The organism is uncultured Roseobacter sp. (assembly GCF_947492555.1).
GTDB lineage: Bacteria > Pseudomonadota > Alphaproteobacteria > Rhodobacterales > Rhodobacteraceae > Roseobacter.
In genome coordinates this window covers 569,330-582,745 of sequence record NZ_CANLNE010000002.1, presented here as the reverse complement: position 1 = coordinate 582,745, position 13,416 = coordinate 569,330, and the positions used below count along the sequence as shown (strand labels likewise).

16 protein-coding genes are annotated in these 13,416 nt (G+C 60.2%); 8 read left to right on the top strand and 8 right to left on the bottom strand.

Annotated elements, in window-relative coordinates; all coding sequences use genetic code 11:
- The first annotated feature begins 69 nt into the window (after positions 1 to 69).
- Entirely contained in the window at positions 70 to 1,092 is a 1,023-nt protein-coding gene (locus Q1A07_RS09885) for an aspartate-semialdehyde dehydrogenase (protein WP_299780234.1), read from the top strand.
- Between the two features lie 59 nt (positions 1,093 to 1,151).
- On the opposite strand, the gene Q1A07_RS09880 is transcribed toward Q1A07_RS09885, so the two are convergent.
- From Q1A07_RS09880 to Q1A07_RS09860, 5 genes are all read right to left on the bottom strand, one after another.
- Positions 1,152 to 1,679 (bottom strand): hypothetical protein, encoded by a 528-nt coding sequence (locus Q1A07_RS09880; RefSeq protein ID WP_299780232.1) that lies wholly within the window; start codon positions 1,677 to 1,679, stop codon positions 1,152 to 1,154.
- A gap of 107 nt (positions 1,680 to 1,786) precedes the next feature.
- Entirely contained in the window at positions 1,787 to 2,197 is a 411-nt protein-coding gene (locus Q1A07_RS09875) for a hypothetical protein (RefSeq protein WP_299780230.1), read from the bottom strand.
- 36 nt (positions 2,198 to 2,233) lie between these two features.
- Positions 2,234 to 2,545, bottom strand: a complete 312-nt coding sequence (locus Q1A07_RS09870; protein WP_299780229.1) for a transcriptional regulator — start codon at positions 2,543 to 2,545, stop codon at positions 2,234 to 2,236.
- Positions 2,546 to 2,549: 4 nt separating this feature from the next.
- Positions 2,550 to 3,530, bottom strand: a complete 981-nt coding sequence (locus Q1A07_RS09865) for a sodium-dependent bicarbonate transport family permease (RefSeq protein WP_299780227.1) — start codon at positions 3,528 to 3,530, stop codon at positions 2,550 to 2,552.
- Between the two features lie 58 nt (positions 3,531 to 3,588).
- Positions 3,589 to 4,239, bottom strand: a complete 651-nt coding sequence (locus Q1A07_RS09860; RefSeq protein ID WP_299780225.1) for a carbonic anhydrase — start codon at positions 4,237 to 4,239, stop codon at positions 3,589 to 3,591.
- A gap of 146 nt (positions 4,240 to 4,385) precedes the next feature.
- On the opposite strand from Q1A07_RS09860, the gene Q1A07_RS09855 reads away from it, so the two are divergent.
- From Q1A07_RS09855 to Q1A07_RS09845, 3 genes are all read left to right on the top strand, one after another.
- Entirely contained in the window at positions 4,386 to 4,766 is a 381-nt protein-coding gene (locus Q1A07_RS09855) for a hypothetical protein (protein ID WP_299780223.1), read from the top strand.
- Positions 4,767 to 4,831: 65 nt separating this feature from the next.
- A complete protein-coding gene (locus tag Q1A07_RS09850) occupies positions 4,832 to 6,217 on the top strand; it encodes a M17 family metallopeptidase (RefSeq protein ID WP_299780221.1) in 1,386 nt (461 codons plus the stop codon).
- Complete coding sequence (locus tag Q1A07_RS09845; protein ID WP_299780219.1) at positions 6,214 to 7,005, top strand: NlpC/P60 family protein; 792 nt, start codon at positions 6,214 to 6,216, stop codon at positions 7,003 to 7,005. Before Q1A07_RS09850 ends, Q1A07_RS09845 begins: the two co-directional genes overlap by 4 nt.
- 81 nt (positions 7,006 to 7,086) lie before the next feature.
- Here the strand turns inward: Q1A07_RS09845 and Q1A07_RS09840 are convergent, their stop codons facing one another.
- On the bottom strand, positions 7,087 to 7,434 hold the full coding sequence (locus Q1A07_RS09840) for a DUF2794 domain-containing protein (RefSeq protein WP_299780217.1): 348 nt from the start codon (positions 7,432 to 7,434) through the stop codon (positions 7,087 to 7,089).
- 111 nt (positions 7,435 to 7,545) lie between these two features.
- On the opposite strand from Q1A07_RS09840, the gene paaI reads away from it, so the two are divergent.
- The 3 genes from paaI (at position 7,546) to Q1A07_RS09825 (ending at position 9,859) form a co-directional block, all read left to right on the top strand.
- The gene (gene paaI, locus Q1A07_RS09835) at positions 7,546 to 7,998 is read left to right on the top strand and encodes a hydroxyphenylacetyl-CoA thioesterase PaaI (protein ID WP_299780215.1); all 453 of its coding nucleotides are present in this window, start codon (positions 7,546 to 7,548) and stop codon (positions 7,996 to 7,998) included.
- Positions 7,995 to 9,296, top strand: coding sequence for a phenylacetate--CoA ligase PaaK (paaK, locus tag Q1A07_RS09830; protein ID WP_299780213.1), 1,302 nt, complete (start codon positions 7,995 to 7,997; stop codon positions 9,294 to 9,296). Before paaI ends, paaK begins: the two co-directional genes overlap by 4 nt.
- A 137-nt stretch (positions 9,297 to 9,433) precedes the next feature.
- Positions 9,434 to 9,859, top strand: a complete 426-nt coding sequence (locus Q1A07_RS09825; RefSeq protein WP_299780211.1) for a DUF4399 domain-containing protein — start codon at positions 9,434 to 9,436, stop codon at positions 9,857 to 9,859.
- Positions 9,860 to 9,937: 78 nt separating this feature from the next.
- Here Q1A07_RS09825 and Q1A07_RS09820 read toward each other — a convergent pair whose 3' ends face one another.
- Both Q1A07_RS09820 and Q1A07_RS09815 read right to left on the bottom strand, forming a co-directional pair.
- Positions 9,938 to 11,599, bottom strand: a complete 1,662-nt coding sequence (locus tag Q1A07_RS09820) for a DNA polymerase Y family protein (RefSeq protein WP_299780210.1) — start codon at positions 11,597 to 11,599, stop codon at positions 9,938 to 9,940.
- Between the two features lie 84 nt (positions 11,600 to 11,683).
- Positions 11,684 to 12,301: a TetR/AcrR family transcriptional regulator gene (locus Q1A07_RS09815; protein ID WP_299780208.1), complete on the bottom strand. Its 618-nt coding sequence runs from the start codon at positions 12,299 to 12,301 to the stop codon at positions 11,684 to 11,686.
- A gap of 138 nt (positions 12,302 to 12,439) precedes the next feature.
- Between Q1A07_RS09815 and mbfA the strand changes: the two genes are divergently transcribed.
- Positions 12,440 to 13,414, top strand: coding sequence for an iron exporter MbfA (mbfA, locus tag Q1A07_RS09810; RefSeq protein ID WP_299780207.1), 975 nt, complete (start codon positions 12,440 to 12,442; stop codon positions 13,412 to 13,414).
- Positions 13,415 to 13,416 lie beyond the last annotated feature (2 nt).

The window sequence follows — 13,416 nt, the reverse complement described above, 5'->3', positions numbered from 1 at the left end:
GCCTCTTTCCCTTAAGACACAAGGGGTATAAGAGGCGCGGACCATCACTTGAACATTGGAGTAAAACAGATGGGTTACCGCGTCGTTGTTGCGGGCGCCACAGGTAATGTGGGCCGCGAAATGCTGAACATCCTTTCCGAGCGCCACTTCCCGGTGGACGAGCTTACGGTGCTTGCCTCGCGCAAGTCGCTGGGCACGGAAGTGAGCTTTGGCGAGACGACGCTCAAGACCAAGGATCTGGATACCTTCGACTTCACAGGTTGGGACATCGCGCTTTTTGCGGTGGGGTCCGAGGCGACCAAGAAATACGCGCCAGCCGCGGCCAAGGCGGGCTGTGTCGTGATCGATAACTCCTCGCTCTACCGGTACGACCCGGATGTGCCGTTGATCGTGCCGGAGGTGAACCCGGACGCCATCGAGGGCTATGCGAAGAAGAATATCATCGCCAACCCCAACTGCTCGACCGCGCAGATGGTTGTCGCCCTGAAACCCCTTCACGACCGCGCGACGATCAAGCGCGTTGTCGTCTCGACCTACCAATCGGTGTCTGGTGCAGGAAAGGAAGGGGCGGACGAGCTCTGGGATCAGACCAAGTCGATCTACAACCCGACCGATGACAAACCGCCGAAGAAATTCCAAAAGCAGATCGCCTTCAACGTGATCCCGCAAATCGACGTCTTCATGGATGGGGGCGACACGAAAGAAGAGTGGAAGATGATGGTGGAGACGAAGAAAATCGTCGATCCCGCCATCAAGGTCACGGCCACCTGCGTGCGTGTCCCGGTCTTTGTCGGCCACTCGGAATCGGTGAATGTCGAGTTCGAAGATCATCTGGACGAGGATGAGGCGCGCGAGATTCTGCGCGAGGCACCCGGCGTCATGGTGATCGACAAGCGCGAAGATGGTGGCTACGTGACGCCGGTTGAGTGCGTCGGCGATTTCGCCACTTTCGTCAGCCGCATCCGGCAGGACAGTACCATCGACAACGGGCTGAACTTCTGGTGCGTGTCCGACAACCTGCGCAAGGGGGCCGCTCTCAACGCCGTGCAGATCGCGGAATTGCTGGGAAATCGCATCCTGAAAAAGGGCTGAGCCCGCTCACTATCAAATCACAAAGCCCCGCCCGCGCACCGCAGGTGGGGCGTTTTCGTTCACTCTGCCGACGCGCAGGCCTCTGCGTCGGCAGGGTTCAAGCGGAAGGTATAGAACGGCCCTGTATTGGGTTCGTAGGAATGCGGCCCCTGTTCCAGATAGAAGCGATAATGCCCCTCGATATCGTCGCGGTAATCGATGCCCTGTCCGATGTCGGAGAGAAAGACGTTGCGCGTGCGGATCAGGATCTCCCCATGCTGCTGCGGCTGAACCCAGATCTGGCTGTCCCCTTCCAGCGTATTACATCCGTCGTCGTAAAGCCCCGGCGCGCTCTCCGAACACATGAAGGAGAGAAAACCGGCCCGGCCGGCGCGGTCCGCGCCGGTAAGCCGCGCAATGGCAAACCCGTCCTCAATCTTTAACGACAGGGTCAGCGTGGTTACGTTTTGGGCGGGCTGCGCCGCCAGATGATCTGCGGAATAGCTGCGGGTGTAACAAGGGGCCAGCGTTTCCAACTCAAGGCTCAGCGCCACACTGGCGACAGCGGAAAGGATCGCCCCGCATAAGGCATAGCGAAAAATCTGCATCGACGGTCTCCATGATGCCGGTTCTGTCCAATGCCCCGGTACAGCAAGCCGGGCGGGCCACTCTTTGTCAATGGAGGATGCCGCATCACAGCGGGTTCTCGCAAAGCTCAGACTGTGCGCGGGTCCTTGGGTTTGCCCGGCCCGAATCGACGCAGGAAGGTCACATAGGAAAACCCCAGGTCAGCCGTGTTGCAGAGCTTTTGACCACTGGTTTCGGTGTGCAGCGACAACCCACCCCAGGCGATTCTCATGAAATAGCCGTGACGGCGCATGCGTACGTCCAGATCGTCCCAGTTCTCGGCCTCGGCCATGTCGCGAAACAGCAGCTTCTGCAGTGCAAAAATCAGACGTGGATCGACAATCTCGGACTTCTTCTTTGAACTTTTATGTGCCGCGAGATGGGCCACAAGCACATCTTCCACGATCTTCGCTACAGTGCCTTCCTGCTCTGTCGCCAGATCGTGAACTGCAAGCGCCAGATCAGCCGGCAACTGAATCGAAACTGTACGACGGTTCATGCCCGCGAGGATTCCTTAATTTTGGTTTATAAATTGTTAAAAACGTTCCGCCCGCAGAACTTCGCAGTCAACTATTGTGACCACGCCAATGTGGCGCTCAACGACATCAAAAGCGGCCTCGAGCAGCTTGTCGAGCTTTGAAGGCCGGATGATGCAGATCACCTGTACCATACCGCTTGCGCGACCAATCTCTCCGGCGCGGGTCCAGGCCCCCGACCGCCCCGACCCCCCCAAAACAGGCAGTACCGTGAACCCGGTGACCCCTGCCTTCATCAGGGCTTCGGTCAGGCGGGACTGCATGATGGCTTCGATCGTGATCTCGACCCGTTTGGCTTGATGTGTTTGCATGGAATCAGGCTCCTGTCATGGCCGTCGCCAGCGCGACATATAGCGGAATGCCGAGCGTCAGGTTGAACGGAAAGGTTACGCCGAGCGACAGCGTGAGATAAATTGACGGGTTCGCTTCGGGCAGCGCCACCCGCATCGCTGCAGGCACCGCAATGTAAGAGGCCGAGGCCGAGAGCACCATCATCAGGGCAACGCCACCCGACGACAGACCCAGCAACAGCCCGGCCCCAAGCCCGCAGAGGCTGCCGATAACCGGCATCAAGACACCGAAGGCCAGCACACCGGGCCGCAACACATCACTGCGCTCGCGCAACCCGCGTCCGGCGACCAGCCCCATGTCCAGCAGGAACAGGCACAAAACGCCTTTGAACGGTGCGACGATGAAGCTCGAAATTTCTTCCAGGCCTTCCTCGCCCGTCGCCCACCCAATAAAAAATGACCCGACCAGCAGGACAATGGACCCGTTAAGCAGAATTTCCCGCCACAGGTCACTGTCCATACGTTGCCCGTCTCCCCCACCGCGTGAGATCAGCCATAGCGCTGAAAGGATTGCCGGAGCCTCCATAGCTGCGGCGACAGCCACCATGTATCCTTCGGACGCAATACCGCTGCTTTCGAGCACGGAGGTGGCAGCGACAAAAGTGACGATGGAGATCGACCCGTAGTGCGCGGCAACGGCAGCGGCATCCAAGCGGTTCAGCGATGTCATGACCTTGAGCAGAGCAAAGGCAATCAACGGCAGTGCTGCGGACAGGATAATGCCGGCCAACAAGGTTAACCCCAGTTTCGCGTCGATCCCATGCGCTGACACGCTGACCCCGCCTTTGAAACCGATCGCAAAAAGCAGGTAGATTGAGAGCGCTTTGGCAGCCGCTTCCGGCACGCTGAGATCAGAGCGGGCAAGCGAGGCTGCCAATCCAAGCGCGAAGGAGAGAATGATTGGCGACAGCAGATTATTGGCCGCCAACGAGAGGATCTGTTCCACGTGCTACTCCTTGCCCTGATCAAAGGACCAATAAAAACAGCCGATCACTTCATCAATCTCAGACCGGCTGAAACGCTTGCTTTTCGGTGTTGAAAAATTCCAGCCCGCCCTCGCCAATATCGGTCCAGAGGCCGTGCAGGGTCAGCGCGCCTTCTTTGACTTTTTCGCTGATGAACGGGAAGGTCAGAAGATTTTCCAGGCTGACAAGAACCGCATGTTTTTCAAGCTGTTGCGCTTGCACGGCCGCATCGTTTTCCGCCGAGACCAGATCGTACTTCGGCTTCAGAATATCCATCCAGCGCCCAACGAAACTGTTCTGTTCTTCGAGATCAGGCGCATGGCCGCGGCACATGTCGATGCATCCTTGCACGCCGCCACAGTTGGAATGGCCCAGAACGATGAGATGTGCGACGTGCAGCATGTTGACCGCATACTCGACTGCCGCAGAGGTGCCGTGATGGTCACCGTCTGGCTGATAGGGCGGCACCAGGTTGGCAATGTTGCGATGAATGAAGAATTCACCTTGATCCGCGCCGAATATGGAGGTGACATGCACCCGGCTGTCGCAACAGGAAATGACCATGGCCCGCGGGCGCTGACCCTCGCTGGCCAGATGGCGATACCACGCCTTGTTCTCGGCATAGCCGGTCGCTTTCCAGCCGTGATAGCGCTGCACCAGATAGTTTGGCAGCGGTCTAGCGTGATCCATATCTGTCCCATTCGTCTTTTTCGTTGCGTGCAACTATACCGAATTCACATAGAATTCGAGCGAAAACAGACCTCGGTCTCAACACTTTGGATAGGTTTGGAGGGCATAGATATCGCGTGCCGTGGGGGCGTATAAGGGTGAGTCTAATGGATCAAGTCCTGAAAATCAGGCTGAAAGAAACTGTGCACGTCGACCAAGATCGGCTGGCCGCTCTCTACGCAGAGCTGGGCGAAGCAGGCGCAGAGGACGTCGTATGCCGCGCCATGGAAGAGCTGGCCCTGCGTCTTTCCCATTGCAGCCGTCTGTATTTAGCGTCTGACATGACCGAATTGCGCAAATGTGCCCGATCCCTAATTGCGATCGGCGACCAAATCGGCATGCACGTCCTGACCCGCGTGGCAGGAGATGTCATTGCCGCGATTGATGCCGCTGACGGACCGGCCATCTCGGCAACCCTTGCACGCCTGATCCGCATTGGCGAGCAATCGCTGACCGCCATCTGGGACTTGCAGGACATTACAATCTGATGTCTTGCGCGACAGGCATGACAGTCTAGGTTGGGCGGAAACCACCGCTTGAAAGGCCGCTGAAAATGCCCCTGCCCCTTTTTGCCGATCCATCGGGCCCGGCGCATCCCCTGCATATCGTGTCTCAAGACCAGTTCGAAAACTGGTGTGCGGCTCAGTCGGATACGCTGCAGGCCTGGGTCACGGCCCAGGATTTCAACGGTGGTCTGGGGCAGGCACTTGTGATCCCCGGTTCCGACGGCGCACCTTCGGGTGCTGTCGTAGGGTATGGGACAGCACAGACACGTGCTCGCGGACGTTTCCATCTTGCCGCGGCAGCCGCAAAACTGCCGAAAGGCGCCTACAAGATCGCCTCGGGACTGCCCGAGGATCAAAGCGAGGTCGAGGTGCTTGGCTGGTTGCTGGCGGGATACCGATTCGACCGCTATCGCAAACAGACCGAAATGGCCGCCCGGCTTGTCGCGCCCGAAAATATTGACGCGAACGCACTGGCAGCAATCGCAATGGGGGAGGCGCTGACCCGCGATCTGATCAACACGCCGGCTTCTGATATGGGTCCTGATGATCTCGAAGCCGCCGCCCGCAATCTCGCCGCTCAACATGACGCAAAAATTGCCGTCACCCTCGGCGATGACCTGCTCGCAGAAAATCTGCCGATGATCCACACTGTCGGGCGCGCTGCCAATCGTGCGCCACGCCTGATCGACATGCGGTGGGGAGATGCGGGTCCCCACATCGCGCTCGTCGGCAAAGGTGTGTGTTTTGACACCGGCGGTCTGAACCTGAAACCCGGGGCTTCCATGGGTCTGATGAAGAAAGATATGGGGGGGGCCGCAGCCGTACTTGGCCTGGCACAGATGATCATGGCCAGCGGCGTGCCCTTGCAATTGCGTGTTCTGATCCCGGCTGTGGAAAATGCTGTTTCCGGCAATGCATTCCGTCCCGGTGACATCCTGACATCCCGCAAGGGGCTGACGGTTGAGATCAACAATACCGACGCCGAGGGGCGTCTTGTACTGGCGGACGCTCTGGCCTTGGCAGAGGAAGAAAACCCTGATTTCATCGTCTCGATGGCCACGCTGACCGGCGCGGCGCGGGTCGCCGTGGGCCCTGACCTCGCCCCCTATTACTGCGATGACAGCAGTTTCGTGGCACTCTTGGAGATCGCTGCACAGAACCAGGCGGATCCGATCTGGCGCATGCCCTTCCACACGCCCTATGAGGCGATGATCGAACCGGGTATTGCCGACCTCGACAATGCACCCAAGGGCGGGTTTGCGGGTTCGATTACCGCAGCCCTCTTCCTGCGCCGCTTCGTTGAGAAAACGCCCTACGCGCATTTCGACATCTACGGGTGGCAGCCCAGCGATGCGCCCGCACGCCCCAAAGGCGGCTCAGGCCAGGGCACCCGCGCGCTGCTAAAAACCTTTGCACGCATGGCCTGCACATGACCGACCCCCGCGACGCACCCGATCCCGACCTCGCCACCCGGGCCGAGCCCATGCAGGTTGCGCGCCCTTTGATCGATCTGCGCCGCCAGCCTGACGGCAAACGGGATCGTCAACTGCTCTTCGGAGATGCTGTCACCGTGCTGCATCACGCCGGGGAATGGTGTCTGGTTAAAGCAGAGAAAGACGGATTTCACGGCTATGTTCCGGCGCACGCATTGGGACCGGTTCAGACACCGACCCATCGGATCTCGGTCCAAGCGACGCATGCCTACGAACGACCAGACCTAAAATCACCCGATCTGGCCAGCCTGTCGTTTGGCAGCAGGGTCACCGCGTTGTCGGAAACAACGGACTTCATCGAAACGAATATGGGGTTCATTCCCCGCCAGCATGTCTGCACTGCAGATCACCTCGAGACAGACCCGGTCGCCATCGCACATCTGTTTCTCGGCACGCCCTATCTTTGGGGCGGCAATAGCGGCACAGGCATTGACTGCTCGGGGTTGGTGCAAGCGGCCTGCCTGGCATGTGGGATCCCCTGCCCCGGCGACAGCGATCAGCAATGCGACAGGTTGGGCACACTCCTGCCCGCGCAAAGCCCTTACCGGCGCAACGATCTGCTCTTCTGGAACGGTCATGTCGCCTTGATCATGGACCCTCAGACAATGCTGCACGCCAATGCGGGGGATATGGCCGTTGCCGAGGAAGGTATAGAGGCCGGAATTACCCGCATCCTGGACCAGGGGGACGGACCCGTAACGGCGCACAAGCGGCTAAAACTGCCCTGACATCGCCTCAAACGGCAAACTCAATTGCCGGAGGCGATTGCAGGCATCGTGTGGCCCGGCACGGGCCGCCTTTTGACAAAATCACTCAACGGCGCGGATCAGCTTGCGCTCCAGCACGCGCAGAACGGTCTTGAGGTCATGCCCGCGCCGTAGAATCTGGCCATCCATCCCGACCACCGAATACATCCCCTGCTTGTCGCGCATCTTCGGACGTTTCTCGATCCTGTACATCGGGGTCTCTGCCGTGCGTCGAAACACCGAAAACACTGCCACATCCCGCAAACATGAAATCCCGTAGTCGCGCCATTCGCCCGCTGCAACAAATCTGCCGTAAAGCGAGAGGATGACTGAAAGCTCCGTGCGGTGAAAGGCAATCTGTTCTGGCGGGAATTGATGCAGATTGCTGGACGGTGGCACAGGGATGTTCATGGTGCCAGACTTGCGCTCTTGGGCCAACAAATCAAGCCCCGAGGTTGCGATATACAGCGCGCAGAATTCATGTTACGGATTTCGCAGTGGAGGATAAATTCGGAAACATGTATGTCTGAAGACGTCACGGCGCAGGCCCGCGCCGAAAAATGTGCCGCGCTGATGATGGAAAAGGACGCCGCCAGCAGAGGTCTGGGCATGCATCTTGATCGGGTGGCACCGGGGATGGCCACGCTGTCCATGCAGGTCACGCCAGAGATGTTGAACGGACATGGCATCTGCCATGGGGGCTATATCTTCACCCTTGCCGATTCCGCCTTTGCCTTTGCCTGCAACACCTACAATCAGCTGACAGTGGCGCAACAGAACCAGATCACCTACCTTGCCCCGGGCAAGGCCGGGGATCGCCTGACCGCCACGGCCCTTGAGGTCGCGCGCGCCGGACGGTCCGGCACCTATGATGTGGCCGTGTCCGACAGCGCCGGCTCGATTATCGCGCTGTTCCGCGGTCTCTCCCGCACCATCAAGGGCCAGCACTTCCCAGAAGACGGAGACCCCGCATGAAGGATCTGACCCCCGCGCAAAATTCGCTTGATCCTATCGAGATTGCCAGCCGCGACGAAATCACAGCACTGCAGACAGAACGCCTGCGCTGGTCTCTGAACCACGCTTACAAAAACGTGCCTTTCTACAGGCAAAGTTTTGACGCGGCGGGCGTGCATCCGGATGATTTGTCGTCACTGGAAGACCTGTCAAAATTCCCCTTCACCGTCAAAACCGACCTGCGGGAAAATTATCCTTTCGGCATGTTCGCCGTGCCCCGGGATCAGATCGCCCGCATCCACGCCTCCTCCGGCACCACCGGGCAGCCAACGGTCGTGGGTTACACTCAGACAGACCTCGATCATTGGGGGAGCGTCGTCGCGCGCTCCCTGCGGGCGGCGGGTCTGACGCCTGGTGACCTGCTGCACAATGCCTACGGCTACGGGCTTTTCACCGGCGGGCTGGGCATTCACCTCGGGGCGGACGCGCTGGGGTTGGCAACGGTCCCGATCTCCGGCGGAATGACACCGCGCCAGGTGCGCCTGATCGAGGATTTTCAGCCCAAGGGGATCACGGTGACCCCCTCCTATGCGCTGTCGATCCTTGATGAATATCACAAACAGGGGCTGGACCCCCGCGCGTCTTCCCTGCAGGTTGGCATCTTCGGCGCTGAACCGTGGACAAACGCGATGCGGGCAGAGATCGAGCAGGCGTTTGATATGCACGCTGTCGACATCTACGGCCTCTCCGAAGTGATGGGTCCAGGCGTCTCCATGGAATGTGTGGAGAGCAAGGACGGGCTGCACATCTGGGAAGATCATTTCTACCCCGAGATCATCAACCCAGAGACCGGCGCGCCGGTCGAAGATGGCGAACAGGGGGAGCTTGTCTTCACCTCTCTGACCAAGGAAGCTTTTCCGATCATTCGGTACCGCACCCGCGATCTGACGCGTCTGTTGCCGGGCACTGCCCGTGCGATGCGACGGATGGAAAAGGTCACCGGCAGGTCGGACGACATGATCATCCTGCGCGGCGTGAACGTCTTTCCCACGCAAATCGAAGAGGCGCTGATGGCCGTTCCCGGCCTCGCCCCGCATTTCCAGATCGAATTGACCCGCCCGGACCGCATGGACCAGATGCGTATTCTCTGTGAAACGGCCGATACATCGGTCGACGCAGCCGGATGCGCCAAGGCACTCTCCGCATCTGTCAAGCAAACCATCGGGATCAGCGTGAAAGTGGATGTGGGCAGCACAGGCTCGGTCGCCCGATCCGAGGGCAAAGCGGTGCGGATCGTCGATAATCGCCCCAAAGGCTAGAACACCATCCTTAGAGGGCGATCGTTTCAGATGCCGTGAGCAGTTTTCGAGGTGGCGCTATGACAAGGCGCAAACGTTGCCAGCCTGCCATTGCGACCTACAATTTGTGCATAGGTTAAACAACTTGGGAGGAGACCATGAGAACACTTTTCACAACCGCTGCAATTTCACTACTCGCCACAGGCGCCCTTGCCGATGGGCACCGCACCGAAGCGCCGGAGGGCGCAAATGTATACATCATATCGCCTGCGGATGGGGCGACGGTCTCCAACCCGGTGACCATCATCTTTGGCCTTGAGGGCATGGGCGTGGCGCCTGCCGGCACCGATGTGGACGATACCGGGCACCACCATCTGCTGATCAACACCGACCCGTCCGGGATCGACATGAGCGAATCCCTGCCCGCGACGGACCAGATCGTGCATTTTGGGGGCGGTCAGACGCAGGTCACCAAGGAACTGCCCAGCGGAACGCACAGCATCCAGCTGCTTCTGGGCGACCTGAACCACGTTCCTCATGACCCACCCGTGATGAGCGAGGCGATTTCAATTACCGTCGAATGAGCATTCCGGCCTGATCCAGCGGCGTGGTGTTCATGATTCAGCACTACGCCACGGTGCCGTCTTGCTGTGTACTCTACCTCAGGCAAACGTCCCCTGACAGAACCAGCCTGACGACATCGTATGCCCGTGCCCGTAAAACAGCCACAATCGCTGGCCGTCTTCGGTGTCCGTCACCCAGTAATCGCGCACGCCGCTGCGCCAGTTAGGATCGTCCAGCCACCACTCGGGCGCGATACGTTCCGGGCCGATGGCGCGCACCCGTGTCAGATCCTGCCCGCGCCAGCGAAACACCTGCGGCAGTTTCGGCGTATCCGGCGCGCCCACCGGCTCGGGCTGCCATATCAACACCGGGCGTGGATTGGCCGGGGCGGGCCACGCGCCTTCATGCGGTTTGGACCAAGCCGCCGCCAGAACCGTGCTGGTCTTTTCGGGGATATGGCTCGAGGCCGGATGCCGCCGGGTGATCACCTCCAGCCCCACCCGCGCGCCGATCCGCGCAATCAGATCTTCGAAACGCGTGTCCTCTGACAGCCGCCTGTTCACCGCCTGACCCGCTTCAAGGTGCCCCGGCACGGTACGATCGAAAACCGGTTCCGTCTGCACAGCTTCCAGCCGTAGCATGTCGATGCCAAAGCCTGCATCGATCTCATTGAGCTTCAGCGCCAGCAGGGGGCGGATACGCTCTGGCATGTGCGAAACACTGGCCAGCCCGATCTCGATGCTCTCGACCCCATGATCGCTGCGAAACGCCTGGAACCGGACCCGGCGGGCCCCACGCCCCTTTTTTTTAAGGGTTTCACACAAGCGTGGCAGCAACCGGTCGATCCCGGCAAGCACGTCTTCTTCCAACCCGATGGGATCGGGCAATGTCAACCGAACGGCAAACTGATCGGGGGGCCGCGCGGGCGATACCGGTTCCGGCGCAGAGCCCATCGCCTGATCCATCCGCATCACCAGCCCCCGCCCAAAGCGCCGCGCCAGGCCCGCGCGCGGCTGGCCCAGCAGGTCACTGATCCGGCGCAGACCCAACCGCGATAGCTGTTCGGTGATATGCGGCTCCAGGCGCAATGCCGCGATGGGCAAAGGGCCGAGCGCGGAATACATTTGTCCGGGCGCGGCAATGCGGTGCGCGGTCTCCTCCGGGCCCAGGGTGACAACCGGAGCCGCCCCGCCGCGGGTCCAGTGGCGCCGCTTGCTCGCCCGGGACCGGGTGGCACGCGCCTCCTGATCAATCGCGTCACCGGAACGGTGCGATCCTGCCACCTGCCCCGCAAACCGCGCCAACGCCCAGGCCGCGCCCCGGGTGTCGGCCAACCCCATGCGCACGGCAAGGCCCAAGTCGGTGCAATCCTGCTGAACCACTTCCAATAGCGCCATCTCTCCCCCGAAAAGATGGGCACAGCCAGTCAGGTCGACCACCAGCCCATCCTCTGCCTCGGTTGCGACCCAGGGGCTGAACTTTCCCGCCCAACGCTGCAGCGAGGCAAGAAAACCAGCCTCACCCTGCAGGCTGCGGGTGCGCGTGATCAGCCCTTCGCACATCGCATGGGCATCGCGGACCGGCTGACCGACCCGCAGCCCGAACCCCAGCGCGGCAAGATTGAGGGAGGTCAGGAGTTGCGCATTCTGCTGTTCCTCGACCACGGCCAGTGGCACATCGGCAAGCTGGGGGGTCCGGCGGATCAGCCGGTCGGTCCCCAGATGCGGAAACCAGAGCGAAAGGACGCGGCGGTTGGTCATGGGCAGCAGAACGGGGACAGACTCACTTGTTCACTATTTGTTCTAAAATAGACCGCAACCCGACCTGAGTCGAGTCACTCAGGATCAGACCCCGTATCGCGCCATGAAGGTTTTCACCGCGCCATTGACCACACGTTCGATCTCATCAGCAGTCACCACTTTGGTCATGCCGAAAATCAACCGGGGCCAGACATCCGCCTTGCACAGCTCGCCAAACTGATCGGCTGCGAGGATGCGGTCCTCGATCCGCAGCTCTCCGCGCGCCTCGGCCTCTTCGAAATAGGCTGCCATCTCTGCCCGCATGACCGCCGGGCCAGAGTTATAGAATTTCTGGCCCAACTCAGGGAACCGGTCCGATTCAGCAACGCAGATCCGGAAAATCTGCTGTCCGAATTTCGAGGTAATGAAGCCCAGGAAATGTTGCCCGGTCTGGGTCAGCACCTCCTCCGGCGCAGCACTCATGTCAATCCTGTTCAGCGCATCGCTGGCCTGCCGCTGGCATTCCGTCGTTGCCACCTCCATGAACAGCAGCCGTTTGTCCGGGAAGTAGCTGTAGAGCGTGGCCTTGGAGACATTGGCCACCCGCGCGATCTCATCCACGCTCGCACCTTCGAATCCGTCCGCCATGAACACCTGCCGTGCCCCCTCAAGCACCTGATCAAATTTCCGGCCTTTGCGGATGATTTCGGCTGTCGATGTCATGGCATCCCCCGCTGTGCTCGTCCACAATATAAACCGAACCGTTCAGTTCCAAGCAAAAACCCGTATGACCTCGCGCAAAGCCGGTTGTCCTACGCCTTCTCATAGATTAGAACTATTCTAAACTGAGAGGCTTCCTACATGCGATTTTCCTTTTCCCGTAAGCGGTTCCGCGATTTGAGCGAGCAGGAAATTCTGGCATTGGCCATCTCTTCAGAGGAAGACGACGCGCGCATTTATCGGGGGTACGCAGAGTATCTGCGGGCGGATTTCCCCGATTCAGCACATGTTTTTGACGGGATGGCAGCAGAAGAAGATCAGCACAGGCAAAGACTGATCGATCTGCACACGGTGCGGTTTGGCGATGTCATCCCGCTCATTCGACGGGAGCATGTGGCGGGATACTACAACCGGCGGCCCGTCTGGCTGGTGGAAAACCTGGGGTTGGAGCGTATCCGGACCGAAGCCGCGGCGATGGAGCGTGAGGCCGAGACCTTCTATCTCGCCGCTGCTGCGCAAACCTCGGATGCCGCTACCCGCAAACTGCTGGGGGATCTTGCCGCTGCAGAAGCAGGTCATCAGACCACCGCCAGCGATCTGGAGGCAAAACATCTGGATGCGGACACGCTGGCCTCCGAGGAAAAAACCGCGCACCGGCAGTTTCTGCTGACATGGGTGCAGCCGGGGCTGGCCGGGCTGATGGATGGGTCGGTCTCCACCCTCGCGCCGATCTTTGCCACGGCCTTTGCCACGCAGGACACCTGGACCACCTTCCTCGTGGGGCTCGCAGCCTCCGTCGGCGCGGGCATTTCCATGGGCTTCACCGAAGCGGCATCGGACGACGGGCAATTGTCAGGGCGGGGCTCACCCATCAAACGCGGCTTTGCCTCCGGCATCATGACCACGCTGGGCGGGCTGGGCCACGCCCTGCCCTATCTGATCACCGATTTCTGGACCGCGACAGTGATTGCGATCATCGTTGTTTTTGTCGAGCTCTGGGCGATTGCCTGGATTCAGAACCGCTATATGGACACGCCGTTCTGGCGCGCGACGCTGCAGGTCGTCTGCGGCGGCGCCTTGGTCTTTGCCGCCGGAGTACTCATCGGGTCAGGCTAGCT

Coding starts and splice junctions, on each gene's coding strand:
- Q1A07_RS09845 (WP_299780219.1), top strand. CDS start 6,214: ATGACCGACCCCCGCGACGCACCCGATCCCGACCTCGCCACCCGGGCC.
- Q1A07_RS09870 (WP_299780229.1), bottom strand. CDS start 2,545: ATGCAAACACATCAAGCCAAACGGGTCGAGATCACGATCGAAGCCATC.
- Q1A07_RS09860 (WP_299780225.1), bottom strand. CDS start 4,239: ATGGATCACGCTAGACCGCTGCCAAACTATCTGGTGCAGCGCTATCAC.
- Q1A07_RS09855 (WP_299780223.1), top strand. CDS start 4,386: ATGGATCAAGTCCTGAAAATCAGGCTGAAAGAAACTGTGCACGTCGAC.
- Q1A07_RS09820 (WP_299780210.1), bottom strand. CDS start 11,599: ATGACCAACCGCCGCGTCCTTTCGCTCTGGTTTCCGCATCTGGGGACC.
- Q1A07_RS09850 (WP_299780221.1), top strand. CDS start 4,832: ATGCCCCTGCCCCTTTTTGCCGATCCATCGGGCCCGGCGCATCCCCTG.
- Q1A07_RS09875 (WP_299780230.1), bottom strand. CDS start 2,197: ATGAACCGTCGTACAGTTTCGATTCAGTTGCCGGCTGATCTGGCGCTT.
- Q1A07_RS09825 (WP_299780211.1), top strand. CDS start 9,434: ATGAGAACACTTTTCACAACCGCTGCAATTTCACTACTCGCCACAGGC.
- paaI (WP_299780215.1), top strand. CDS start 7,546: ATGTCTGAAGACGTCACGGCGCAGGCCCGCGCCGAAAAATGTGCCGCG.
- Q1A07_RS09885 (WP_299780234.1), top strand. CDS start 70: ATGGGTTACCGCGTCGTTGTTGCGGGCGCCACAGGTAATGTGGGCCGC.
- Q1A07_RS09815 (WP_299780208.1), bottom strand. CDS start 12,301: ATGACATCGACAGCCGAAATCATCCGCAAAGGCCGGAAATTTGATCAG.
- mbfA (WP_299780207.1), top strand. CDS start 12,440: ATGCGATTTTCCTTTTCCCGTAAGCGGTTCCGCGATTTGAGCGAGCAG.
- paaK (WP_299780213.1), top strand. CDS start 7,995: ATGAAGGATCTGACCCCCGCGCAAAATTCGCTTGATCCTATCGAGATT.
- Q1A07_RS09880 (WP_299780232.1), bottom strand. CDS start 1,679: ATGCAGATTTTTCGCTATGCCTTATGCGGGGCGATCCTTTCCGCTGTC.
- Q1A07_RS09840 (WP_299780217.1), bottom strand. CDS start 7,434: ATGAACATCCCTGTGCCACCGTCCAGCAATCTGCATCAATTCCCGCCA.